This is a genomic window from Ruegeria sp. HKCCD6428 (assembly GCF_013110595.1).
In the GTDB taxonomy this organism is placed as follows: Bacteria; Pseudomonadota; Alphaproteobacteria; order Rhodobacterales; family Rhodobacteraceae; genus Ruegeria.
In genome coordinates this window covers 983,016-1,007,093 of sequence record NZ_WVQX01000001.1, presented here as the reverse complement: position 1 = coordinate 1,007,093, position 24,078 = coordinate 983,016, and the positions used below count along the sequence as shown (strand labels likewise).

Genomic DNA, 24,078 nt, shown 5'->3' with positions numbered 1-24,078 from the left:
TGTGTTCCGATCTTAGGCCGCCGGACGTTTGCCGCGTGGGCGACGCCGTTTGTTTGCTGCGGGTTTTGACCCCGCGTCGGCGGATTTGGGTTTGAACCCCCGGCGACGGTTGTTCGGGCGGCGCGCCGGTTTTTCAGGTTGCACAGCTTCGGGCATCGCGCCACTGGCAACTGGAATCTCGATCTTCATTAGCTTTTGAATCTGGCGCAGCAGATCAACTTCTTCCGCGGAACAGAAGGCGATGGCTTCGCCCTCGCGCCCTGCGCGGGCAGTGCGGCCGATACGGTGGACGTAGTTGTCAGGTACCTCGGGCAGGTCGAAGTTGATCACGTAGGCGACGCCCGGGATGTCGATGCCTCGGGCGGCAACGTCGGTGGCCACCAGAATGTTGATGTCACCCGCGCGGAACGCCTTGATCGCGCGATCACGCTGACCCTGGCTTTTGTTGCCGTGGATGGATGCGGCGTTGTAGCCATCGGCCACAAGCCCTTTCATCAGCCGTTCCGCGCCATGTTTGGTGCGGGTAAAGACCAGTGTCAGGGCATCCATGTCCTTCGACAGGATGTCACGCAGCTTGGCTGGTTTCCCGGGTTTGGAGACGAAGTGCAGAGATTGCGTAATCTTGTCTGCGGCTTTGCCCGGAGGCGAGACCTGCACCCGCTGCGGGTTGGTCAGGTAAGCGCGGCTGAGCTCTTCCATCTGCTTCGGCATGGTGGCCGAAAACAACATGGTTTGGCGTGGGGTGCCCAGGGCAGGAGCGATTTTTCGCAGTGCATGGATAAAGCCCAGGTCAAGCATCTGGTCTGCTTCGTCCAGCACCAGATGGCGTACCGCTCCGAGGTTTACCGCGCCCCGCTCCATCAGATCTATCAGGCGGCCCGGTGTGGCGACCAGAATATCGGTGCCACGGGAAAGGAACATTATCTGCTTGTTGATCGATTGGCCACCGACAACGGTGGCCACACGCAGCTTGGTGCCTTTCGTCAAGGCGCGGAGGCTGTCGGCGATTTGATTCACAAGTTCGCGGGTGGGCGCCAGGATCAGTGCTTTGGCGGTTTTCGGGTCGGGCTTGCCGGGTTGGGCCAGAAGGTGATCGATCAGAGGCAGGCCAAAAGCCAAGGTCTTTCCGGTGCCGGTTTGCGCCAGTCCCAGAATGTCGTGACCATTCAGAGCAAGTGGAATCGCCTGGTTCTGGATTGGGGTGGGTTGAGTGAAATTGGCGCGTTTGAGTGCCTCGTTCAGTGCCGGGGCAAGGCCCAGCATATCAAAGTCGAACAAATAACTATCCTTTGCAGCCCGGAGCGTTGGCCCACGGACAGGTCATGAAGGGTCGCGCGTTGGCGACCGACAGGGGTTGTGCGAGACCTCGGGACGAGCAGGCGTATCCTGCGCCATCCGGCCGCCGCGTCAAGAACCCTGCGTGATGGGGAACTGGAATGATGAGTTGGCGCTGTGGGGCGGACGAGGTCCGCTTGAACTCACGCATCAGCGCTGTGATGTGGGGCACATGAGGGTTCCGCCATGAAATGTCAAGCGCTGGCAAGCCTTCTGGTGGTCTACTGAGTCGAATAAGGCACTGTTCGCGGCACCAGACTGCCATTGAATTACAGCGTAAAACCAACGGCCCTGTTGATCGCCATTCCAGTATTCACGGCCTGATAGGTTGGAAATGGCATCCTCTCGGCAGTGTGAATGTCGCGTCGGATCCAGTTTTGTGCTTCCAATTGGTGAAGGGATGAGGACAGCGCCCGATCTGTAATGATCGTAAGACCAGATTTGATGGCCGAGAAACGATGAGGGGTACCTGTCAACGCCAGAACTGGCACAGTCCAGGATTTTCTTAGCAGTCTGATTTCATCCTCAGAGCGGGCGGTAGTAATTATCTTGCTGGCGATCTCGGCAGCCTCGGTTCCGAATGGCGTAAGTCGAAATTCTGGACGCAGAGGGTGCCCATGTCCGGGGTTTCTTTCGATCATTCCAAGTTCAATAAGATGAGAAAGGCTGGCTGCAAAGGCCGTTCGGCTTGCGTCGGTCGCTGCCAAAAGCGGGGCTTGCCGGCCCGGAACTTTGGCGTGCAGCAGGGCAAGAATTTTCAGGGACCAAGCCCGCGATGTCAGCTTGACAAGTGTATTTATGTCCATAAAGTATAGTAAATATAATTTTCAAAAAGGAAAAGCCTTATGTCGCTCGTTTCATTGAAAAACACCATCACACTTGCGATGTCCGTTCGGGATCGACACGCCAGTGCGGAATGGTATGCCGCCAAGATGGGATTTGAGCTTATCCACCACATTGATGAAGCGGGATGGAGCGAATTGCGAACCAATGTCGACCGAGTCACTTTGGGGCTGGGCGAACAGGCCGAAGCCTCTCCGGGGAATTGCGTGCCTGTTTTCGAAGTCGCGGATATCGCGGAGGCGCGCGGAAAGTTGGAACTTGCAGGAGTGGAATTTGACGGTGAAACGGACACGATTGAGGGTATGGTCAGCACGGCAACGTTTTATGATCCGGATAGGAATGCGCTGATGCTGGCGCAGGATTTGACAGGCCAGAGCTGAGAGTAAGAGGAAAAGGAAAACTCAACACAGCGACCGCTACGTGTTGCGTCGACGTTGCGCAACTCATTGACTTTGCGCACTTAATACCGTATAGCTTGTGTCATGCTAGAAGAAGTGGGCAACGGCCCCGGGGCGACCCGGTGGCCGTTTATTGCTTCTCTCGTGCGGAGAAAACTCACGCATGAGGTCACAGGCAAACATGACTTTGATTACCCCGGAAGAGCGGATTTCCCAGACGGCTGAATTGTTGCAGTCGCTTGAGAGGTCCATTCGCGATCTGCGGCAAGCGGCGGAAGACCTGCGCAAACAGATCGGAGCCGGGGAGGATGCAGATCTTGCTGGTTCAGCCAAGCAACTCGGGCAGTTAGAGGGGCTGATCCGAAGTTGTCAGAAAGTGGAGACAAGCTTTGTCGAACAACATCACAGACAAGCCGGAATTGCCCAAGGAGGGTACGCGCTCGATCTTGACCGAGCTCGGTTTGAAGTCGGGTGCAGGCTGGCTCGCCTCCGCGCCTGTTGCGGCGCAGAACAGATTTCTGAGTGAGATCGGGGAGGGAGGGCTGTGTGCTCTCCCTTTCCTGTTCGAATTCTGGGCGCTGCCGCATCAGCTGCCACCCGAGGGCGACTGGCGGTCCTGGGTGATCATGGGCGGGCGCGGTGCGGGCAAAACACGCGCCGGGGCCGAGTGGGTACGGTCGATGGTCGAGGGGTCTTTGCCGTTGGATGGGGGCAAGGCCTGTCGGGTGGCTTTGGTTGGTGAGACCTTCGATCAGGTACGCGATGTGATGATTTTTGGCGATAGCGGGATATTGCAATGTTCACCGCCGGATCGGCGGCCTGTGTGGAAGGCATCGGAACGCAAGCTGATCTGGCCCAACGGGGCCGAGGCGCAGACCTTTTCGGCGCATGATCCCGAGGGGCTGCGCGGCCCGCAATTCGATGCGGCATGGGTGGATGAGTTGGCCAAGTGGAAGAAGGCCGGCGAGACCTGGGACATGCTTCAATTTGCGCTGCGGTTGGGGGATCAGCCTCGGGTCTGCGTGACCACGACGCCGCGCAACGTGAAAGTGCTGAAGGATCTGCTGGCCTCGCCGTCCACGGTTCAGACCCATGCTCCGACCGAGGCGAACCGGGCCAATCTGGCGGACTCGTTCCTGCAAGAGGTGCGTGCGCGTTATGCGGGCACGCGGCTGGGGCGGCAGGAGCTAGACGGGGTGCTGCTGGCCGATGCCGAAGGGGCGTTGTGGACAGGCTCGATGCTGGATGCGGCGCGGGTCGAGGCAGTGCCCGAGCTGGATCGCATCGTCGTTGCGCTGGACCCGGCGGTGACGGCGGGATCAAGCGCCGATGCCTGCGGGATCGTGGTGGTGGGCGCGCAACTGCAAGGCCCGCCCGAGGACTGGCGCGCCTATGTGCTGGCTGATCGGACGGTGCAGGGCGTTGGCCCGGCGGGCTGGGCACAGGCGGCGATTGACGCGATGGACGAGTTTGGCGCAGAACGGCTGGTGGCCGAGGTCAATCAGGGCGGGCAGCTGGTGGAAGAGGTGGTGCGGCAGGTGGACCCTCTGGTCCCGTTCCGGGCGGTGCGGGCCTCACGTGGCAAGGTCGCACGGGCCGAGCCGGTGGCGGCGCTGTACGAACAGGGGCGGGTGCTCCATGTGGCCGGGCTGGACGCGCTGGAGGAACAGATGTGCCAGATGACCGCGCGCGGGTTCGAGGGGCAGGGCTCGCCCGACCGCGTCGACGCGCTGGTCTGGGCGCTGCATGAGCTGGTCGTGGGGCCCGCGGGGGCGTATCGGCGGCCGAGGGTGCGGATTTTGTAAGCCCAGTGCGGCAAACACATCAAGCGCTTTGGACAGGGGCGAGTTCATCTGGCCATCGTCTGGGGTGTTCAGAGACAATCAGCAGAACGTCAGCCCCGGCCAATACGGTTCGAACATCACGTATCAAATCCAGATTGAGGCGGTCGATTTCGTGCGCGAAAACGGAGCGACATGGGTCGTAGTAGACAGTCACTAAATGGGATCGGCCCAGTTTGGTAACAGACAGATCCCGGATCCGGCCGCCATCTTCAATGAGAGTTGCACGTACGGCGCGGCGCGCGGTCGCAATAGTGGCGGGGCTGGCGCTTAACCCTGCAAGCTCGCCCAATCCGCCTTTGAATTCACGGATATACGCCCCGAGGGCCAGCAAGCAAAGCAGTAGGACAATCACGGAGTCCCCGATCGGAGCGATCAAGGCAAGTGGTCCTTCCCTGGAATAGTAGATGGCAGCCAGGCCGATGCCTGCCGCCGCAGTGATCATCCCGTCAAAAAGCGCCGCTTTGGCCTCCAGTCGCAGGATTGCGCTGTTTCGTCCGATGCGACGCCAGGTGAAATGATGAAAGGCCCAGAGCAAGGTGCAGGTCAGCCCAATACCTGAGAAATAGAGGATCATTGGCGCAAAGCTCAGTGGCTCGGGGGGCAGGCCGTTCAGATAGTTGTAGATGCTTTTGAGGGCGCTGGTGATAGCAAACAATACAAGACCCAAAAGGGATAGAGAGCGGAGTGTTGAAAAGATGGCCTCGTCTGCGGCATAGCCGAACGGTCGTAGCTTGTCGGGTCCGGCATCAATTCGTTGGCTGATCCTTCGGCCGAGAACGGCTGAAGTAAAACCGATCAGTGAGAACAGTCCGTCCATCATGATCGCGTTCGAATTCGACAGAATGCTGGCCAGGATTCCTGCGGCACCCATGAAGAGATTTCCGCCCATTGCCACTACTAGTGCGCGGCTTTCCAGTCGTTTTCTGATGGCCAATTCTGGCTGGGTCATTCGATCGGTCCCGCTTTGCTTACAGTACTTCTACCAATAGCCATCCATTCGGAATTCGCCACCCACTTTGGTTGTTCGTGTTGCCCAACCCCCGTACGCCCCATTCCCGAGGCTTAAACTTCTTTCCGTCATAACTCCTTTCAACAAGCCGGGCAGAGCGGCGGCAGAAAGGAGCACAGATGGTATTCGATTTCTTGCGTCGTGGATCGGCTGAAGCGGCGCCCGAGGCAAAAGCAAGCGCGGCTGGGCCGGTGGTGGCGTGGCAGACGGGCGGGCGCGTAGCCTGGAGCCCCAGGGACGCGGTGTCGCTGACGCGGACGGGGTTTTCAGGGAACCCGGTGGGGTTTCGTTCCGTCAAGCTGATTGCCGAGGCGGCGGCGGCTTTGCCGTTGGTGTTGCAGGATCAGGCGCAGCGGTTTGATACCCATCCGATCCTGTCCCTGATGCGTCGTCCGAATGCGGCGCAGGGGCAAGCGGAGTTGATGGAGGCTCTGTTCGGGCAGTTGCTGCTGTCGGGCAATGCCTATGTCGAGGCGGTTCAGGCAGAGGAAGGCCTGCCGGTCGAGCTGCATGTGTTGCGCTCGGACCGGATGAGCGTCGTGCCGGGGGCGGATGGATGGCCCAAGGCGTATGACTATGCGGTTGGCGGCAAGAAGCATCGGTTTGCGGCGGAAGCCATCTGCCATATCAAATCGTTCCACCCTCAGGATGACCACTATGGGTTCTCGCCCATGCAGGCGGCTGCGATGGCGATTGATGTACATAACAGCGCGTCGCGATGGTCGAAGTCGCTGCTGGACAATGCGGCGCGGCCTTCGGGGGCTTTGGTCTGGAAGGGTGATGGCCACGGGGTGATGGGCGAAGATCAGTTCCGGCGTCTGTCAGACGAGATCGAGGCGAACTATCGCGGGGCGCGCAATGCAGGCCGTCCGATGGTTCTGGAAGGGGGGCTGGATTGGAAGCCGATGGGGTTCTCTCCGTCCGATATGGAGTTTCAAAAGACCAAGGAAGCCGCCGCCCGTGAGATCGCGCTGGCCTTCGGTGTCCCGCCGATGCTGCTCGGGATCCAGGGCGATGCGACCTATTCGAACTATCAGGAGGCCAACCGGGCGTTTTATCGCCTGACCGTGTTGCCCCTGGTGACGCGGGTGGCGGCGGCGGTGTCGGAGTGGCTGGTGGGCTTTACCGGTGAGGATTTGATGCTGAAGCCCGATCTGGATCAGGTGCCTGCGCTGTCCGCAGAACGGGATGCGCAATGGGCGCGGGTCAACGGGGCCGACTTCCTGACCAACGCCGAGAAGCGTGCCTTGCTGGGCCTGCCGGAGCGTGCGGATGGGTGAGGGGTATCCCTCGTTCGAGTGCGCGCCGGGTCTGCGTCTGGCCGCGCATGAGCGGGTGGCCGAGATCCAGCATGCACATCTGTGTCGGCGTCTGGATCAGATCGAAGAGATGATGGAGCGGCTGGAGCGCCGGCTGTGGCTGACGGTTTATGGCGTGGCGGCGGTGATTCTGGCACAGGCGTTTCAATCTCTCTTGGTGGTAGCGCCATGAGTTCAATGGGTTACGTGGAGAAGTTCATGGATTTGGAGCATAAGTTCGCACGGTTCGGCGACGGTTTGTCGGTTACGGATGATGCGGTAATCGAGGGCTATGCCAGCCTGTTTGGGCAGGTCGATCAGGGCAGTGACGTGGTGCAGCGTGGCGCCTATCGCGGTTCGCTTGACAGGTTGGCCAGGGCGAGGCAGCGCGTCAAGATGCTGTGGCAGCATGATCCGGCGCAGCCCATCGGCGTGTGGGACGAAGTACGCGAGGACGACAAGGGCCTGTGGGTCAAGGGGCGTCTGCTGGAGAGCACGCAGAAGGGCCGCGAGGCGGCAGAATTGATCCGGGCAGGTGCGATGGATGGTCTGTCGATCGGCTACCGCACCAAACGGGCCGTGAAGAATGACAGGGGCCAGCGGGTCCTGACCGAACTGGAGCTGTGGGAGGTGTCATTGGTGACCTTCCCGATGCTGCCCAGTGCGCGGGTGGCGGCGAAGGGAAGGACACCTGACGCCGAGGAGGCCCTGCGCTGTATTGCCGACGTATTCAACGATGCCCGGCAGGAGCTGGCGCGGAACTAGCGCGCCTCAAAACCACTCAGAACAGGACATGCTGATGAGCAAGACCGAAACCCCGGCCTTGACCGGAGAGGGTGCGCCCCTGGTTCAGGAGGTGAAGCAGGCGATGGCTGGCTTCGTGAATGAATTCAAGGGCCTGAAAGCCGAAGTTAACACCAGACTGCAACAAACAGAAGAGCGACTGACCATGCTGGATCGTAAATCAACCATCGCGGCACGCCCGCATCTTGCCGCTTCGATCGAAGACGGAGCCCCGCATCAGAAGGCATTTGACGCCTATGTGCGGTCCGGCGAAGATGACGGGCTGCGTGGCCTCGAGATGGAGGCCAAGTCCCTGTCAACAGCGGTCAACAGCGATGGTGGCTATCTGGTTGATCCGCAGACTGCCGAGACGATCAAGTCGGTTTTGAACTCGACCGCCTCGATCCGTTCGATTGCATCGGTCGTGAATGTCGAGGCAAATTCGTTCGACGTGCTGATCGATCACACCGATGTAGGTGCGGGCTGGGCTGACGAAAACTCGGCCACAGCGGAAACCGGAACATCGTCGATCGATCGCATCTCGATCCCGCTGCACGAGCTGAGCGCGCTGCCCAAAGCGTCGCAGCGTCTGTTGGATGACAGCGCCTTCGACGTCGAGGGCTGGCTGGCCGGGCGCATTGCCGACAAGTTTGCACGCGCCGAGGCGGCCGCATTCATCAACGGCGATGGCGTCGAAAAGCCCAAGGGGTTGATGATCCACCGAGCGGTTCCGAATGATGGCTGGTCCTGGGGCAGCCTTGGCTATGTCGCGACCGGTATTGATGCGGGTATTGATGCGGATGCGATTGTCGATGTGGTTTATGCGCTGGGCGCGCAGTACCGGGTCAACGGGACCTTCGTGATGAATTCGAAGACCGCAGGTGTGATCCGCAAGCTGAAGGACAGCGATGGCCGCTTCCTGTGGTCCGATGGTTTGGCCGCAGGTGAGCCGGCGCGTCTGATGGGGAATCCGGTTCTGATCGCCGAGGACATGCCGGATGTGGCAACCGACAGTTTCTCGATTGCCTTTGGTGACTTCCAGGCTGGTTACACCATTGCCGAGCGTCCTGATCTGCGCGTGCTGCGCGACCCGTTCAGCGCCAAGCCACATGTCCTGTTCTACGCGACCAAGCGCGTCGGCGGCGATGTCAGCGACTTTGCTGCGATCAAGCTGGTGAAATTCGGCACCGCCTAACGCGGGCTGAATCCGGGGGGCCCTGGCCCCTCGGACGGCGGGCGCGGGCCGGAGTGAGATCCTCTGCGTTGTCTAGCTGCTCCCCTCCGTCCGAGCAACGTGGGGCGGCGCGTGCCCGCCATTGTCCAAGGATGGGGCCCTGGAGGGGTCCGAGATTGCGGAGTGAGTGGATGATGTTGATCGAAGAGACCGCCATCGCGGATGCGGCGCTGCCGGTGGATCAGTTCAAGGCGCATCTGAGGTTGGGCACGGGCTTTGCCGAAGATGATGTGCAGAATGAAGTGTTGAAGGGGTTCCTGCGGGCCGCCATCGCGGCGATCGAGGCGCGCACTGGCACGGTTCTGATCACACGGGATTTCTCGTGGAGTTTGAACAGGTGGCGCGACCCGTCGGGCGAAGTGCTGCCTGTGGCCCCGGTGGTTTCAGTGCAGGCCGTGACGCTGACTGACAAGCAAGGAGCCGAAACAGTTGCGGACGCCGCGACCTATCGCCTGGAGCATGATAGTCAGCGGCCCCGGATCCGCCCATTGGGATCCAGCCTGCCTGCCATCGAAACGGGTGGTTCCGTAAAGATTTCGTTTGTCGCGGGGATGGCGCAGGATTGGGGCGGGTTGCCTGCCGATCTTGGGCAAGCCGTGCTGCTGCTGGCGGCGCATTACTATGAATACCGGGATGAAACCTCATTGGGCGCTGGATGTATGCCCTTTGGTGTCACCAGCCTGATCCAGCGCTATCGCATGGTGCGTTTCGGGGCGGGGGTATCGCAATGAATACGCCGCATCTGAACCGTAAACTGGTGCTGGAGGCGCCAATGCGAAGTGCTGATGGGGCGGGGGGCTATACCGAAACATGGGCTGCGATGGGGACACTGTGGGCCGAGGTGACGGCGCGCAGTGGCGCCGAACGGCAGATCGCCGGAGCGTCCGTTTCGCGCGTCGGGTTCCGCATCGTGGTACGCGGAGCGCCCATGGGATCTTCGGTGCGCCCCGCGCCAGATCAGCGGTTTCGCGAGGGAAATCGCTGTTTCGTAATCCGGGCCGTGGCCGAGCATGACCCGCGCGGCAAGTTCCTGACCTGTTTCGCAGATGAAGAGGTGGCGGCATGAGCTATGGCGTTTCCGCCGCTTTGCAGGCGGCCGTGTATCAACAGCTTTCAGCGGACGCAGCAGTCAGCAGCCAATCGGGGGGCGCGATCTATGATGCCGTACCCGCGGGAACCGTGCCGCAGACCTATGTGACGCTGGGCCCCGAAGAGGTGCGGGACGCGTCGGACCGAACAGGCGCGGGCGCGATACACCGCTTCACCGTTTCGGTGGTGTCCCAGGAGGCAGGGTTCGGTGCTGCCAAAACACTGGCGGGCGCGGTGTGTGACGCGCTGGAAAACGCGCCACTCAACCTGGTTCGCGGGCGTTTGGTGGGGCTGTGGTTCGAGCGGGCCTCGGCCCGGCGCACCGGGACCGGCGGCACCATCCGCCAGATCGACCTGAAGTTCCGCGCCCGCGTGGAAGATGACTAAGCAATCAACGGAGAGAGCACATGGCTGCCCAGAACGGAAAAGACCTGTTGGTCAAAATGGATATGAACGGTACCGGCCTGTTCCAGACCATCGCGGGGCTGCGGGCCACGCGCATAAGTTTCAATGCTGAAAGTGTGGATGTCACCAGTCTGGAAAGCCAGGGTGGATGGCGCGAGCTTTTGTCCGGGGCGGGGGTCAAATCGGCTTCGATCTCTGGCTCTGGCGTGTTCAAGGATGCTGGCACGGATGAACGCGCGCGGCAGTTGTTCTTTGATGGCGAAACTCCGGCCTTTCAGGTCATCATCCCTGATTTCGGGATTGTAGAAGGCCCGTTCCAAGTGACCAGCATCGAGTACGCGGGCTCGCACAACGGTGAGGCGACCTATGAGATGAGCATGGCCAGTGCCGGTGCTCTGACCTTTACGGCGCTTTGATCCGATGGCCAATCCGTGGACAGGCGAGGTGGCGCTGACCATCGATGGCGAGCAGCGGGTGCTCAAACTGACGCTTGGTGCTTTGGCGGAGCTGGAGCAGGAGCTGAATGCTGGGTCGCTGGTTGAGCTGGTGCAACGGTTTGAGGGCGGTGCGTATTCCAGTGCGGATGTTCTGGCGCTGATCGGTGCCGGTTTGCGGGGCGGTGGCTTGAACATTGCCCGGGCCGACCTGATGCATGCCGAGATCGAAGGCGGCCCCATGGCTGCCGCCAGAACCGCAGCCGAATTGTTGGCGCGCGCCTTCATGGTGCCGGAGGGCGCATGAACGGGTTCGACTGGCCTGCCCTGATGCGGGCCGGATTTCTGGGGCTGCGACTGACGCCGGATCAATTCTGGCGTCTGACCCCGGCAGAGCTGCGGCTGATGCTGGGGCAGGGTTCCGGAGCGCCCGCAATGAACCGGGTGGGGTTGGACGCTTTGCTGGCGGCCTATCCGGACAAGACACAAGGAGAGAGTGATGACAGATCGTGACGGGTTTGATGACCTGCAAGAACGAGGTGAAGCGCTGGGCGATTCCCTCGGCGATGCAGCGACTATGGCGGCGGCGTTTGACAGCCAGATGAAGCGCATCAGCGCCGCATTTGAAGAGACCGGCAAGGATGTCGCCACGCTGGAGCGCGGCATGTCCAGCGGATTGCGCAAGGCCTTCGATGGTGTCGTTCTGGATGGGATGAGCCTTTCCGGTGCGTTGGATATCCTGAGGAACTCGTTGATCCAAACGGCTTATGCGGCTGCGATCAAGCCGGTGACGGACCACTTTGGCGGCATGCTGGCCAACACGGTTGGCGGGTTGGTGAAGGGAATTCTGCCCTTTGCTGATGGCGGTAGCTTCAGCCAGGGCCGGGTGATGCCGTTCGCCAATGGCGGTGTGGTCAGCGGCCCGACCATGTTTCCCATGCGCGGCGGCACCGGGCTGATGGGAGAAGCCGGGCCAGAGGCGATCATGCCGCTTGCGCGCGGGGCCGATGGCAAACTGGGCGTGCGGACGCAGGGCGCCGGGCGTGCCGTGAATGTGGTGATGAACATTTCGACACCTGACGTGCAGGGGTTCCGCCGCTCTCAGGGGCAGATTGCGGCCCAGATGAGCCGCGCGCTGGGGCGCGGCAATCGCAACAGGTAAATCAGGGAGCAGCTGATGAATTTCCACGAGGTGAGATTTCCCGCCAGCCTGAGCTTTGGCTCGGTCGGGGGGCCGGAACGGCGCACGGACATCGTGACGCTGGCCAATGGTTTTGAAGAGCGCAACACGCCCTGGGCCCATTCGCGTCGCCGATATGACGCGGGGTTGGGGATGCGTTCGCTGGACGATATCGAGACACTGATTTCGTTCTTCGAAGCGCGGCAGGGCCAGATGTTCGGCTTTCGCTGGAAAGACTGGTCGGATTTCAAATCCGGCAAGGCCACGGCGGATACCAATTTCGGAGATCAGGTGATCGCGAAAGGCGACGGAACACGCACCGAATTCCAGTTGATCAAGACCTACCATTCGGGCGGAGCAAGCTATGCGCGCCCCATCGTGAAACCGGTATTGGGGACGGTGCGTCTGGGGCTGGATCAGGATGAGGTCCGCGAGGGCGTGGATTTTGACGTTGATCTGACGACTGGCAAGGTCACGTTTGCGGACCCGCCGCCGGAAGAAGTCGATATCACCGCGGGTTTTGAGTTTGATGTGCCGGTGCGTTTTGACACCGACAAAATCCAGACCAGTGTTGCCAGTTTCCAGGCCGGCGACGTACCGAACGTTCCAGTGGTCGAGGTGCGCATTTGATGGCTGAAGATATACAGGGCCTGCACGCGCATCTGCAAAGCGGGTTGACAACGGTCTGCCGCTGTTGGGCGATCAAACGCACGGACGGTCAGGAATACGGTTTCACCGACCACGACATGGAGCTGAGTTTTGACGGGTTGACCTTCAAGGCCAGCACCGGTCTGACGGCCGCTGCCATCGAGCAGGCTACGGGCCTGTCCATCGACAACACGGAAGCGATGGGCGCCCTGTCTGATGCGGCCATTCGCGACGAGGATATCGAAGCGGGGCGTTTTGACGGGGCCGAGGTGCGCGCCTGGTTGGTCAACTGGACAGATCTGGATCAACGCGTCCTTCAGTTCCGGGGTTCAATTGGTGAGTTGCGCCGCTCTGGCGGCGCGTTCCATGCGGAATTGCGTGGCCTGACCGACTTGCTGAACCGCCCTTTGGGGCGCGTTTACCAAAAGCCTTGCACGGCTGTGTTGGGGGATCGGGCCTGCCGGTTCAACACCGACACGCCGGGCTATTGGTTCGACGGTGTGATCTCGGGTTTCGATGGCGGCACTCTTCTGCATGTCGCAGGAGGCCAGACCATTGAAGAAGGCTGGTTCGAACGGGGACGCGTGGATGTATTGTCTGGTTCTGCCAAGGGGTTGTGGTCTTCGATCAAGAACGACAGGCAGACGGCAACCGGGCGGGAGATCACGCTTTGGTCCGGCTTCGGGGCAAGCCTGGCGATCGGCGACAGTGTGAAGCTGCGGGCAGGATGCGACAAGCGCATGGAAACCTGCCGGTTCAAGTTCAACAACTTTTTGAATTTTCAAGGGTTTCCAGATCTTCCGGGCGAAGACTGGGTCATGGCTGTTCCCAAGAAAAGCAAAGCCAATAGCGGAGGCAGCTTACGGTGACAATACGTAGAGAGGATATCGTGACAGAGGCGCGCGAATGGCTTGGAACGCCTTATGTGCATCAGGCCTCGGTCAAAGGTGCCGGTGCGGATTGTCTGGGCCTGTTGCGGGGCGTTTGGCGCGCCGTGATCGGGCGGGAACCTGAATCTGTTCCGGCCTACAGCATGGACTGGTCCGAACCGCAGGGTGAGGAACGGATGTGGGTGGCTGCCAGGCGGCATCTGGTCGAAAAACCAATAGGCAAGATGGCATCGGGGGACGTTCTGCTGTTTCGGATGCGCGACACAAGCGTCGCCAAACACCTGGGCATCGTCAGTAGCACGCAACCCGAGCCGCGCTTTATTCACGCGTATTCCGGCCACGGCGTGGTGGAAAACGCACTGAGCAGGCCGTGGTACCGCCGTATCGTTTCCTGTTTCGAATTCCCGATGGAGATGCATTGATGGCCACTATTCTTCTTTCTGCAGCCGGGGCCGCGCTGGGCGGTTCGATAGGTGGCACGGTCGCGGGCCTTTCAACCGCAGTTATCGGTCGGGCCGTCGGTGCGACGGTCGGGCGGGTCCTTGACCAGAAGTTCTTTAGCCAGTCCGTAATGGGCAGTGGCAGTGAAGTCGTCGAAACCGGCCGCATGGATCGGTTTCGGTTGACGGAAACCGGCGAAGGTGCGCCGGTGACCACCGTGTTTGGCCGTATGCGTGTGGGTGGTCAGGTCATTTGGGCTTCGGATTTTCTCGAGACCCAGACGACCACCACAGAGGGTGGTGGCGGGGGTGGCAAGGGGAAACCCAAGACCCCTGAGGTGACTACCGTCACGTACAGTTACTCGATTTCGCTGGCGATTGCGGTCGGCGCTGGTGAGATTGCTGATGTCGCGCGCATCTGGGCGGATGGAGAAGAACAAGATCGATCCAGCCTCAACATGCGGGTTTACCATGGTACGTGGGATCAGTTACCGGACCCGCTGATCGAGGCGATTGAAGGCGCGGGAACAGTTCCAGCGTATCGCGGAACCGCCTATGTCGTGATCGAGGACTTCCCGCTCGGCGCTTTCGGCAACCGGGTGCCGCAGTTTTCATTCGAAGTTGTTCGCCCCACGCAGCGGGACATGCCGGATCATGACAGTGCATTGCCTCAGGTCGTGCGCGGGGTCGCCATGATACCGGGGACCGGAGAATATGCTCTGGCCAGCTCTCAGGTGAATTATTCACAATCTGGTAAAAGCTGGCCTGCCAACGCACATTCCGCGTCCGGCACCTCGGATCTTGTCTCCTCGACCCGAGCGCTGGAAAGCGAGTTGCCCAATTGTGATGCCGCATCATTGGTGGTGTCGTGGTTCGGCAATGATCTGAGATGCGGGCAATGCGAAATTCGGCCCAAGATCGAACAGCGTGAGATCGACAGCAGCGATATGCCCTGGATCGTATCTGATCAGGCCCGAAGCGGCGCCGGGCTTGTGGTGCGACAGAACGGCCGCCCGGTCTATGGGGGAACTCCGGCGGATGCGGCCGTGGTCGAGGCGATCCGGCATCTGAACCAATCCGGCAAGCGGGTGATGTTTTACCCATTCATCCTGATGGAGCAATTGCCGGGGAATGGGCTGCCCGATCCCTGGTCGGATGCGTCAAGTCAGCCTCACCTGCCGTGGCGTGGGCGGATCACCCTGGATGTGGCGCCGGGGCGTCCGGGTTCTGTGGACCAGACGGCCGCGGCCGATGCACAGGTCGCCGCGTTCTTCGGAACAGCTCGAGCGCAGGATTTTGCGATCAACCAGGATACGAACGGATCGGGCGGCACCGGCGGTGGCTCGGGTGGTCCGGTCAGGCCCAGACCGGGTGGTCGGCCCGACGACAGAGGGGATACCGGTTTAACCTGGGTCTCCGGGGGCGGTACCTTTGGCGGGCTGCTAGGGGACAGCGGAGTCACGGCCAAAGAAATCATCACATATTCCGGCCCTCAGGAATGGGGCCTGCGGCGTTTCATTCTGCACTATGCCATGCTGTGCAAGGCTGCTGGCGGAGTTTCGTCATTCTGCATCTCGTCCGAGATGCGTGGCCTGACCCAGATCAGGGGGGCTTCGGGCTTTCCGGCCGTTGCGCAGCTTCGCGCCTTGGCGGCCGAGGTCCGTCAGATTCTGGGGCCGGACACGAAAATCGGCTATGCAGCGGACTGGAGCGAGTATTTCGGATACCAGCCACAGGGCACCAGCGACAGGTATTTTCACCTCGACCCTCTTTGGGCGGACGACAACATCGATTTCATCGGCATCGACAACTACATGCCGTTGTCCGATTGGCGCGACGGTGAACACCATCTGGACGCCGAGGCCGGCGCGCCTTCGATATACGACCTGGGGTATCTTCGCAGCAATATCGAAGGCGGTGAAGGGTATGACTGGTATTACGCCTCTCCGGAAGAGGCGGAAGCGCAGATCAGGACTCCGATCGAGGATCAGGGGCATGACGAGCCGTGGATCTGGCGATACAAGGACCTGCGCAACTGGTGGTCGAATCCGCATCACGAACGGGTCGGAGGCGTGCGTCAACCCAACCCGACCGATTGGGTGCCCGGCTCGAAACCGATCTGGTTCACCGAGTTGGGGTGCGCGGCAATCGACAAAGGCACGAACCAGCCAAACAAATTCCTGGACCCGAAATCATCGGAATCGCTGTTGCCCGCGTATTCAAACGGGCTGCGCGACGACTTCATTCAGGTTCAGTATCTGACGGCGATGTTTGGCTATTGGAGCGATCCGAAGGTCAATCCGATCTCGGACATCTACGGCGCGCCGATGCTGGACATGGCAAACGCTTATGTCTGGGCATGGGATACCCGTCCGTTTCCGACCTTTCCGAACCTGAAAAGCCAGTGGGACGATGGCGAGAACTATCCCAGAGGGCACTGGCTGAACGGTCGGTCCGGGTCTCGCACGTTGGCATCCGTGGTGACCGAAATCTGCCACGGTGCAGGTGTCACGGATATAGACGTCTCTGGTCTGTACGGTGTGGTCCGAGGGTATGTCATCGAAGACGTGACGAACGCCCGTTCCGCCTTGCAGCCGCTGATGCTGCGCTATGGGTTTGATGCGATCGAAAGGGATGGAGTGTTGAAGTTCCAGATGCGCGACGGGTACGGCGCAGTTGCCTTGAACCCCGACCATCTGGCGATCAGCAGCGATCTTGAGGGTACGGTCGAACACCGGCGCGAGGCCGAGGCCGAAATGACCGGGCGCGTTCGTCTGCGCTTTGTTCAGTCAGACGCGGATCATGATGTCGTCGCGGAAGAGGCGGTTTTGCCCGATGATCGCACCCATTCCGTATCCGTGAATGAGATGCCTCTGTCCATGACCCGCACCGAGGGGCGGCAAACAGCCGAACGCTGGTTGAGCGAAGCCAGAGTTTCGCGCGATACGGTTCGGTTTGCGCTTCCGCCGTCTCAAATGCACCTGGGGGCAGGGGATCTGGTTCGTTTGACAGACGCTGAAACCGGGCCGGTTTACCGGATTGACCGGTTGGAATCCGCTGACCTGCAACTGGTTGACGCAGTCCGGATCGAACAGGGCGTGTACAAGGCGTCCGAATTGAATGACGACTCGGCAACGGTCAAACCATATGCGGCGCCGGTCCCCGTGCTGCCGGTCTTTCTGGATCTGCCCTTGATCACGGGGGCCGAGGCCCCTCATGCGCCCTATCTGGCCGTTACCGGAGATCCGTGGCCCGGGGCGGCAGCGGTCTATTCCTCGTCCAGTGACGATGGCTATCGCCTGAGCGACGTCATTGCCCAGCGGGCAGTGGTCGGCGTGACCGAAACACCGCTGAGGCGCGCCAGTGTCGGTGTCTGGGATGAGGGCCCTGCCTTGAAGGTCAAACTGCTTGCAGGTCAGTTGGAATCCCGCCCGCGCAGCTCGGTGCTGAATGGCGTCAATCTGGCTGCAATCGGTGACGGAACACCCGGTAACTGGGAGGTTTTTCAGTTCGCTGACGCGGCGCTCGAGGCCCCGGATGTATACGCGTTGTCCGGGCGGCTCAGGGGTCAACTGGGAACAGACGCCTTGATGCCTGATGTCTGGCCGGATGGATCGGTATTCGTGCTGCTGAATGACAGGGTGCAACAGATCAGCCTGCTGCGAAACGAAAGGCGTCTTGCCAAACATTATCGCATTGGGCCTGCGACCCGCGGCTATGATGACCCGTCCTATCAACACCTGATTGCCTCGTTTGCAGGCAACGGATTGCGCCCCTATGCGCCTGTGCACATGCGGGCTCGGTCTGGTACCGCCGGGGATGAGCTTACGTGGATCCGACGTGCCCGAACGGATGCGGATGACTGGTCGGGGCTGGAGATTCCCCTGGGCGAAGAAAGCGAATCCTACCTGGTCCGTGTCATTTCGGTTGGAACCGTTCTGCGCGAAGAACTGACATCCGAACCAAGGTGGACCTATTCGGCAGCCATGAAAGCGGCGGATGGTCTGTCCGGGGGCTATGAGGTCGAAGTGGCCCAGGTATCTGCTGTATTCGGACCGGGTGCCTGGTCGCGTCTTGCGGTTGGGCAAGCTGCTTGATGCGGCCGGTTCTGCATGGAGATGTCAGTGCTGCGGCGCGCGCCTTGCTGGCCGTGCCGCAGCCGGACAGGGGGGCTTTGTGTGTGCGGATGATCCACGAGGCGGAATTGGCCGACAGGCATTTGGAGCGCACGGGCAAGCTCCACCCGGTTTACGGCAATGGTTCTCTCATGGCCGTTGCGCGAAACAGGGCCCTGGCCGATGAACCCGGGTTTGACGATCTGCAATATTGCCAGTGTTTTGAGATGGTTCTGCACCAGCTTGCCAGATTTCAGGCTAGCCGGACGCGCAGCTGACGCATTTGCTGGCAGCCAGATCCAGAGTCAGACGCCCATCCGGAATGCGCTCGCCGCAGTCTTCGCAATATCCGAACTCGCCGTCGTCAAGCCGTTCCAACGCGGCCAGAAGCCGGCGTGTTTCCACATCGCGATTGGCCTGCTGTGCCTTGGCCATGGCCTGATTTTGCAGCGCATCCATGCGGCTCAGCCGTCCAACGGCCTGTTGATCCAGCTCGACAACGGCCTGGGCCTGCTGTCCCGACGCTGACATCTGCTGCAATTCCGCCAATCGCTCGCGAATTCGTGTTTCGAAATGGGTGCGCTCTGACTCATTCATTTTCGTTACATGACCGATCATGGGTTTGCGTTTGGTCTTTTTGCCACTAAATGGCATTCTAGGCGCAGCAAAGGATCAAAGCCATGTTCGAAAAGCGCAGCCATGTGACACCGGTTGATCCGGTCTGGACCCGTATCACATCCGAGGCCCATGCGGCCGTCGAGAAAGAGCCCCTCATGGGGGGGCTCGTGCACGCCTGTATCCTGCATCACCGCAGCCTTGAACGCGCGCTTTCATATCGGGTGGCGGCGAAGCTGTGCTCGAACGAAATGTCGATGATGGTTCTGCGTGAAATCGTGGATGAGGCATATGCCGACGATCCGGGTTTGCTCGAAGCTGCTCGGGCGGACCTTATGGCCGTTTACGAACGTGACCCGGCCTGTCATCGGCTGTTGCAGCCGATCCTGTATTTCAAAGGGTACCAGGCCATGCAGGCATATCGCGTGGCCCATTGGTTGTGGCGCAAGGGGCGCTATGATCTGGCCTATTTCTTCCAGATGCGCTCATCCGAGATTTTCGGGATCGACATTCACCCGGCAGCCAAAATCGGCAAGGGCATCATGATCGACCATGCCCATTCCATCGTGATTGGCGAGACGGCAGTGGTGGGCGACAACGTGTCGATGCTGCACTCGGTGACACTGGGCGGAACCGGCAAGGAAGAAGAAGACCGCCATCCAAAAATCGGAGACGGTGTTCTGATCGGAGCCGGGGCCAAGGTGCTGGGCAATATCACCATTGGCCATTGCAGCCGCATCGCGGCCGGTTCGGTGGTGCTGCAAGAGGTGCCGCCCTGCAAGACCGTCGCCGGTATCCCCGCCAAAATCGTGGGGGAAGCCGGGTGCGACCAGCCTTCGATCTCGATGGATCATATGCTGGGCAAGGATCAGTAACAGTTCAGCGAGAGCGGTTGGCGCGTTTGTCCAACCGCTTGCGCCGCCGTTCTTCCCTTTTTTGTTTGCGAAGCTCCTGCCGTCTGTCCAGTGCGGCTTTCTGCCGGGCAATCGCGGCCGGATCGTTTGGCTTGAACTTTGAATGCTCACCCGGATAGCCGTTGGGCTTTGCCATGGCACATTCAGGTGCCGTGGCTGCGAGTATCGCCAAAACAGTCAGGCAGAGAATGAGATTTCTTGAGAGCATCGCGCACCTGCCTTCCGTCTGCTTCTAAAGGAAGGAAGTGGGGCGCTTGGATACATCGGGCAATCGGTGCCCCGATCACGCAAGTTCAATTCAGTGCAAACACTTGAGGCTGCCCGCGCTCCGGCTGTCCGGGGCGCGGGCATTCTTTGGGTCGTCAGGCCAGCATGACCATCGGGTTTTCCAGGTTGTCGACAATAGCCTTGAGCAGTTCTGCCCCCAGCGCGCCGTCGATGACGCGGTGATCGACGGACATGGTAACGGACATTACGGTCGCCACCGTCAGTTCTCCATCATCCCCGACAACGGGCTTTTTCACGCCGGTACCCACCGCCAGAATACCGGCGTGAGGCGGGTTCACGATGGCGTCGAAATTGTCGATGCCGAACATGCCGAGGTTCGAGATGGCAAACGTGCCACCCTGATACTCGTGCGGTGCCAACTTGCGCTCGCGGGCACGGGCGGCGAGATCCTTCATCTCGGTCGAAAGCGCCGACAGAGATTTCATGTCGGCGTCCTGAAGAACCGGGGTGAACAACCCGCCCTCGATCGCGACCGCTACGGCCACGTCCGACGGCTTGAGTTGCAACACGCGGTCACCCGCCCAGACGGCGTTGCAGGCCGGAACCTGCTGAAGCGCGTTGGCGACGGCCTTGATGATGAAGTCGTTCACGCTCAACTTCACGCCACGGCCTTCCAACTGCTTGTTCAACTGGCTGCGGAACTTCAGCAGCGCATCCAGCTTGATGTCACGGCGCAGGTAGAAATGCGGGATGGTCTGTTTGGCCTCGCCCAGTCGCGCAGCGATGGTTTTGCGCATCCCGTCGAGCTGAATTTCTTCGTACTCGCGGCCCTCATACATCCGCGCGACCATATCGGCGGACGGTCCAGAGGCCGCCGCCGGTGCGGTCGCAGGCGCGGCCGCGGCGGCTGCCGGGGCAGGGGGCGTCGCAGTGGCCGTCGCGCCCTCGACATCCGCCTTGACGATGCGGCCATGCGGGCCAGAGCCTGTGATCTGTGCCAGATCTAGGCCTTTCTGCGCAGCGATCCGTCGGGCTAGAGGGGAAGCAAAGATACGACCGCCATCCGCCTTGACCGGAGCGGCCGGCGCAGGGGCAGGGGCGGGCGCCTCGGACGCCGCAGGGGCGGCGGCCTCGTTGCCCGCGTCGGCTGCGGGGGCAGCCTCCGGGGTCTTGGCCGGGGCCGCGGCGATGTCATCGGCGCTTTCGCCATCTTCCAGCAAAATCGCGATGGCGGTATTGACTTTGACCCCTTCGGTGCCTTCGGGGATCAGGATTTTGCCGACGATGCCTTCATCGACGGCTTCGAACTCCATCGTGGCCTTGTCGGTTTCGATCTCGGCTAGCAAATCGCCGGAGGAGACGGTGTCGCCTTCCTTGACCAGCCATTTTGCAAGCGTGCCTTCCTCCATGGTCGGTGAAAGGGCGGGCATCAGAATTTCGGTGGGCATCTGTCTGTCGCTCCTTACCGGTAGGTCACTTGTTTCACGGCTTCGATCACCTCGTCCGTAGTGATCAGGGCCAGCTTTTCGAGGTTCGCGGCGTAGGGCATCGGAACATCCTTGCCGGTGCAGTTGATGACCGGCGCGTCGAGATAATCGAATGCTTCCTGCATCACGACGGATGAGATGTAACTGCCGACCGAACCTTGCGGCCAGCCTTCTTCCACGGTCACCAGACGGTTGGTTTTCATCACCGAGTTGATGATCGCGCCGGTATCCATCGGGCGGATGGTGCGCAGGTCGATGACTTCGGCGCTGATGCCCTCTTCGGCCAGCTTGTCTGCGGCTTCCAGCGCGTATTGCATTCCGATGCCAAAGCTGACGATGGTCACGTCCGAGCCTTCGCGCCAGATACGTGCCTTGCCCAGCGGGATGGTCAGGTCGTCTACCTGTGGCATGTCGAAGGAGCGACCGTAGAGGATCTCATTTTCCAGGAAGATCACCGGGTTTGGGTCGCGGATGGCTGATTTCAGCAATCCTTTGGCGTCAGCCGCCGAATAGGGCATGACGACTTTCAGGCCGGGGATCTGCATGTACCAGGCGGCATAGTCCTGGCTGTGCTGGGCCGCGACGCGGGCGGCGGCGCCGTTGGGGCCGCGGAACACGATGGGACAGCCCATCTGGCCACCGGACATATAAAGCGTCTTGGCGGCCGAGTTGATGATCTGGTCGATCGCCTGCATGGCGAAGTTGAAGGTCATGAACTCGACGATCGGCTTCAGACCGCCAAAGGCCGACCCGACGGCGATACCGGCGAAACCATGTTCGGTGATTGGTGTATCGATCACGCGCTTGGGGCCGAATTCGTCCAGCAGACCCTGGGAAATCTTGTATGCGCCCTGATACTCCGCGACTTCCTCGCCCATCAGATAGACGTCTTCGTCGTTGCGCATTTCTTCGGCCATCGCGTCACGCAGAGCTTCGCGAACGGTTTCGGATTTCATCTCGGCATCTGCCGGCCAGTCGGGCGACAGGTCGACTACCGGCGCAGCGGGGGCCGCAGCGGCAGGAGCGGGGGCCTCGACCGCCGCCGGGGCGGCTTCGGCCACCGCTGCGGCTGCCGGTGCAGCCGCGGTCACGGCCGAGGCGTCTTCGCCTTCCTCGACCAGAACCGCAATCGGGGTGTTCACTTTGACCCCTTCGGTGCCTTCGGCGATCAGGATCTTGCCGACGATACCCTCGTCGACAGCTTCAAATTCCATTGTCGCCTTGTCGGTCTCGATTTCGGCCAGGATGTCACCGCTTGATACGGTGTCGCCTTCCTTGACCAGCCATTTGGCCAGCGTGCCCTCTTCCATCGTGGGCGAAAGGGCGGGCATGAAAATTTCGGTTGCCATGTCTTATTCGTCCTCTCAGGCGTAAATGTCGGTCCAGAGCTCTTCAACGGCGGGCTCGGGGCTTTCTTTCGAGAATTCGGCGGCTTGGTTCACGATCTCTTTGATTTCCTTGTCGATCGCCTTCAGGTCATCCTCGGTCGCGTGTTTGCCGGTCAGCAGCAACTCGCGCACATGTTCGATCGGGTCGCTTTGTTCGCGGACTTTCTGAACCTCTTCGCGAGTGCGGTACTTGGCCGGGTCAGACATCGAGTGGCCGCGATAGCGGTAGGTCTTTACCTCAAGAATGTATGGGCCCTTGCCGGCGCGGCAGTGGGCAACGGCCTTTTCGCCGGCGGCTTTGACGGCCAGCACATCCATTCCGTTCACGATCTCGCCGGGGATGCCGAAGGCTTCGCCGCGCACATAGATATCGGGTGACGAGGTCGAACGCGCCTGCGCTGTGCCCATTGCGTATTGGTTGTTCTCGATCACGAAAACCACGGGAAGATCCCACAGGGCGGCCATGTTGAACGTCTCATAGACCTGACCCTGGTTTGCGGCACCGTCGCCGAAATAGGTAAAGGTCACGCCGCCATTTTCCTTGTACTTGTCGGCAAAGGCCAGACCTGCACCCAGCGGAACCTGCGCGCCGACGATGCCATGGCCCCCATAGAAGTGCTTTTCTTTCGAGAACATGTGCATCGAGCCGCCCTTGCCCTTGGACAGGCCGCCTTCGCGCCCGGTCAGTTCGGCCATCACGCCGCCCGGGTCCATGCCACAGGCCAGCATATGGCCGTGGTCACGATACGAGGTGATCCGCTTGTCGCCGTCCTGTGCTGCCGCTTCGAGCCCGACAACAACCGCCTCTTGACCGATGTACAGGTGGCAGAACCCGCCGATCAGGCCCATGCCATAAAGCTGACCCGCCTTTTCTTCGAATCGACGGATCAGAAGCATCTCGCGGTAGTATGTCTTGAGTTCTTCCGCAGAAACATTTGGTTTCTTTGTGGTTTTTCGCGCAGCCATAGTGGCGATCTCCCCCTTTCGGCAAGATAGTTTAGCGTTAAACTATCTCATAAAGCATTTGTGGCTTTCTGGCGAGGGGAAATGTGACGCAGCGTCCGCGCAGGCGCGGCGCAGCCGACAAACAAAGCGGTGCGACGATGGTTCGAAGATGTCCGGCGGCCTAAGAAGGATCAGCGGATCACGATCTCATCCGCCCGGATCATGCCAAGAACCGAACGCGCCTGCTGATCGAGCAGGTCAAGATCCAGATAGGTGTCGGACAGGCGCCGGGTCAGGTTTTCCAATTCGGCGATTTGGGCATTCAGCTTTTCCAGGTCCTGTGACAGGGCGTCCCGTTCCGCAGCAATTTCGACCCGCCGAAACAGGCCATAGTCACCTTGTACGGCGGCAAAGGTGAAATACACACCAAGCATGAAAGCCACCGAGAAGAAGATGATTGAGCCCAAACCGGGCCGATGGGAACGGGACACTCTGTTTACCGCCGTATGAAAACTAGCCTCAAAAACGTGCCCTTTGCGAGCATCTGGACACACTA

General features: G+C 60.7%; 28 protein-coding genes. 19 read left to right on the top strand and 9 right to left on the bottom strand.

What is annotated here, in order from left to right; translation table 11 throughout:
- Nucleotides 1-12 precede the first annotated feature (12 nt).
- Together GS620_RS04975 and GS620_RS04970 are read right to left on the bottom strand one after the other, a co-directional pair.
- Nucleotides 13-1,278 carry a DEAD/DEAH box helicase gene (locus tag GS620_RS04975; RefSeq protein WP_171614373.1) on the bottom strand — a complete coding sequence of 422 codons (1,266 nt, stop codon included), beginning with the start codon at nt 1,276-1,278 and terminating at the stop codon, nt 13-15.
- A 326-nt stretch (nt 1,279-1,604) separates the two neighbouring features.
- Nucleotides 1,605-2,042 (bottom strand): winged helix-turn-helix transcriptional regulator, encoded by a 438-nt coding sequence (locus GS620_RS04970; RefSeq protein WP_371809770.1) that lies wholly within the window; start codon nt 2,040-2,042, stop codon nt 1,605-1,607.
- Nucleotides 2,043-2,180: 138 nt separating this feature from the next.
- On the opposite strand from GS620_RS04970, the gene GS620_RS04965 reads away from it, so the two are divergent.
- Nucleotides 2,181-2,558, top strand: coding sequence for a VOC family protein (locus tag GS620_RS04965; RefSeq protein ID WP_171167632.1), 378 nt, complete (start codon nt 2,181-2,183; stop codon nt 2,556-2,558).
- A gap of 596 nt (nt 2,559-3,154) precedes the next feature.
- The gene (locus GS620_RS04960) at nt 3,155-4,381 is read left to right on the top strand and encodes a DNA-packaging protein (protein ID WP_171614509.1); all 1,227 of its coding nucleotides are present in this window, start codon (nt 3,155-3,157) and stop codon (nt 4,379-4,381) included.
- A 19-nt stretch (nt 4,382-4,400) separates the two neighbouring features.
- Here the strand turns inward: GS620_RS04960 and GS620_RS04955 are convergent, their stop codons facing one another.
- Nucleotides 4,401-5,369: a cation transporter gene (locus GS620_RS04955; RefSeq protein ID WP_171614369.1), complete on the bottom strand. Its 969-nt coding sequence runs from the start codon at nt 5,367-5,369 to the stop codon at nt 4,401-4,403.
- Between the two features lie 179 nt (nt 5,370-5,548).
- Here GS620_RS04955 and GS620_RS04950 point away from each other — a divergent pair, with 179 nt between their 5' ends.
- The 16 genes from GS620_RS04950 to GS620_RS04870 all read left to right on the top strand — a co-directional run bounded on the left by GS620_RS04950 (nt 5,549) and on the right by GS620_RS04870 (nt 18,223).
- Entirely contained in the window at nt 5,549-6,709 is a 1,161-nt protein-coding gene (locus tag GS620_RS04950; RefSeq protein ID WP_171115389.1) for a phage portal protein, read from the top strand.
- Nucleotides 6,702-6,920: a hypothetical protein gene (locus tag GS620_RS04945; protein ID WP_152458319.1), complete on the top strand. Its 219-nt coding sequence runs from the start codon at nt 6,702-6,704 to the stop codon at nt 6,918-6,920. Before GS620_RS04950 ends, GS620_RS04945 begins: the two co-directional genes overlap by 8 nt.
- A gap of 26 nt (nt 6,921-6,946) precedes the next feature.
- Complete coding sequence (locus GS620_RS04940; RefSeq protein WP_171614367.1) at nt 6,947-7,492, top strand: HK97 family phage prohead protease; 546 nt, start codon at nt 6,947-6,949, stop codon at nt 7,490-7,492.
- 34 nt (nt 7,493-7,526) lie between these two features.
- Nucleotides 7,527-8,705, top strand: coding sequence for a phage major capsid protein (locus GS620_RS04935; protein ID WP_171614365.1), 1,179 nt, complete (start codon nt 7,527-7,529; stop codon nt 8,703-8,705).
- A gap of 170 nt (nt 8,706-8,875) precedes the next feature.
- Nucleotides 8,876-9,475: a head-tail connector protein gene (locus GS620_RS04930; protein WP_171115395.1), complete on the top strand. Its 600-nt coding sequence runs from the start codon at nt 8,876-8,878 to the stop codon at nt 9,473-9,475.
- The gene (locus tag GS620_RS04925; protein WP_171614363.1) at nt 9,472-9,810 is read left to right on the top strand and encodes a phage head closure protein; all 339 of its coding nucleotides are present in this window, start codon (nt 9,472-9,474) and stop codon (nt 9,808-9,810) included. Before GS620_RS04930 ends, GS620_RS04925 begins: the two co-directional genes overlap by 4 nt.
- Nucleotides 9,807-10,220, top strand: a complete 414-nt coding sequence (locus tag GS620_RS04920) for a DUF3168 domain-containing protein (protein ID WP_152458314.1) — start codon at nt 9,807-9,809, stop codon at nt 10,218-10,220. Before GS620_RS04925 ends, GS620_RS04920 begins: the two co-directional genes overlap by 4 nt.
- A gap of 20 nt (nt 10,221-10,240) precedes the next feature.
- Nucleotides 10,241-10,654, top strand: coding sequence for a phage major tail protein, TP901-1 family (locus GS620_RS04915; RefSeq protein WP_170343937.1), 414 nt, complete (start codon nt 10,241-10,243; stop codon nt 10,652-10,654).
- 4 nt (nt 10,655-10,658) lie between these two features.
- A complete protein-coding gene (locus GS620_RS04910; RefSeq protein ID WP_171115401.1) occupies nt 10,659-10,979 on the top strand; it encodes a gene transfer agent family protein in 321 nt (106 codons plus the stop codon).
- Nucleotides 10,976-11,185, top strand: coding sequence for a rcc01693 family protein (locus tag GS620_RS04905; RefSeq protein ID WP_171614360.1), 210 nt, complete (start codon nt 10,976-10,978; stop codon nt 11,183-11,185). Before GS620_RS04910 ends, GS620_RS04905 begins: the two co-directional genes overlap by 4 nt.
- The gene (locus GS620_RS04900; protein WP_171167644.1) at nt 11,172-11,834 is read left to right on the top strand and encodes a phage tail tape measure protein; all 663 of its coding nucleotides are present in this window, start codon (nt 11,172-11,174) and stop codon (nt 11,832-11,834) included. The genes GS620_RS04905 and GS620_RS04900 overlap by 14 nt, the downstream gene beginning before the upstream one ends.
- 15 nt (nt 11,835-11,849) lie before the next feature.
- A complete protein-coding gene (locus GS620_RS04895; RefSeq protein ID WP_171614358.1) occupies nt 11,850-12,482 on the top strand; it encodes a DUF2460 domain-containing protein in 633 nt (210 codons plus the stop codon).
- Nucleotides 12,482-13,369: a DUF2163 domain-containing protein gene (locus GS620_RS04890; protein WP_171614356.1), complete on the top strand. Its 888-nt coding sequence runs from the start codon at nt 12,482-12,484 to the stop codon at nt 13,367-13,369. The genes GS620_RS04895 and GS620_RS04890 overlap by 1 nt, the downstream gene beginning before the upstream one ends.
- Nucleotides 13,366-13,812: an NlpC/P60 family protein gene (locus GS620_RS04885; RefSeq protein ID WP_171614354.1), complete on the top strand. Its 447-nt coding sequence runs from the start codon at nt 13,366-13,368 to the stop codon at nt 13,810-13,812. Before GS620_RS04890 ends, GS620_RS04885 begins: the two co-directional genes overlap by 4 nt.
- Nucleotides 13,812-17,927 carry a glycoside hydrolase/phage tail family protein gene (locus GS620_RS21925; protein ID WP_253283788.1) on the top strand — a complete coding sequence of 1,372 codons (4,116 nt, stop codon included), beginning with the start codon at nt 13,812-13,814 and terminating at the stop codon, nt 17,925-17,927. The genes GS620_RS04885 and GS620_RS21925 overlap by 1 nt, the downstream gene beginning before the upstream one ends.
- Entirely contained in the window at nt 17,927-18,223 is a 297-nt protein-coding gene (locus tag GS620_RS04870; protein ID WP_152458306.1) for a hypothetical protein, read from the top strand. Before GS620_RS21925 ends, GS620_RS04870 begins: the two co-directional genes overlap by 1 nt.
- Here the strand turns inward: GS620_RS04870 and GS620_RS04865 are convergent.
- On the bottom strand, nt 18,204-18,542 hold the full coding sequence (locus tag GS620_RS04865) for a TraR/DksA C4-type zinc finger protein (protein WP_171614352.1): 339 nt from the start codon (nt 18,540-18,542) through the stop codon (nt 18,204-18,206). The two genes, GS620_RS04870 and GS620_RS04865, sit on opposite strands and share 20 nt — an antisense overlap.
- Before the next feature lie 83 nt (nt 18,543-18,625).
- Between GS620_RS04865 and cysE the strand changes: the two genes are divergently transcribed.
- Complete coding sequence (gene cysE, locus GS620_RS04860; RefSeq protein WP_152458304.1) at nt 18,626-19,435, top strand: serine O-acetyltransferase; 810 nt, start codon at nt 18,626-18,628, stop codon at nt 19,433-19,435.
- A 4-nt stretch (nt 19,436-19,439) separates the two neighbouring features.
- Here cysE and GS620_RS04855 read toward each other — a convergent pair whose 3' ends face one another.
- The 5 genes from GS620_RS04855 to GS620_RS04835 form a co-directional block, all read right to left on the bottom strand.
- The gene (locus GS620_RS04855; RefSeq protein ID WP_171614350.1) at nt 19,440-19,610 is read right to left on the bottom strand and encodes a hypothetical protein; all 171 of its coding nucleotides are present in this window, start codon (nt 19,608-19,610) and stop codon (nt 19,440-19,442) included.
- Nucleotides 19,611-19,836: 226 nt separating this feature from the next.
- A complete protein-coding gene (locus tag GS620_RS04850) occupies nt 19,837-21,150 on the bottom strand; it encodes a pyruvate dehydrogenase complex dihydrolipoamide acetyltransferase (RefSeq protein ID WP_171228107.1) in 1,314 nt (437 codons plus the stop codon).
- A 14-nt stretch (nt 21,151-21,164) separates the two neighbouring features.
- Nucleotides 21,165-22,538 (bottom strand): pyruvate dehydrogenase complex E1 component subunit beta, encoded by a 1,374-nt coding sequence (locus GS620_RS04845; RefSeq protein WP_171614348.1) that lies wholly within the window; start codon nt 22,536-22,538, stop codon nt 21,165-21,167.
- A gap of 15 nt (nt 22,539-22,553) precedes the next feature.
- The gene (pdhA, locus tag GS620_RS04840; protein WP_171115415.1) at nt 22,554-23,543 is read right to left on the bottom strand and encodes a pyruvate dehydrogenase (acetyl-transferring) E1 component subunit alpha; all 990 of its coding nucleotides are present in this window, start codon (nt 23,541-23,543) and stop codon (nt 22,554-22,556) included.
- 170 nt (nt 23,544-23,713) lie between these two features.
- Nucleotides 23,714-24,013, bottom strand: coding sequence for a septum formation initiator family protein (locus GS620_RS04835; RefSeq protein ID WP_171115419.1), 300 nt, complete (start codon nt 24,011-24,013; stop codon nt 23,714-23,716).
- Nucleotides 24,014-24,078: the final 65 nt, after the last annotated feature.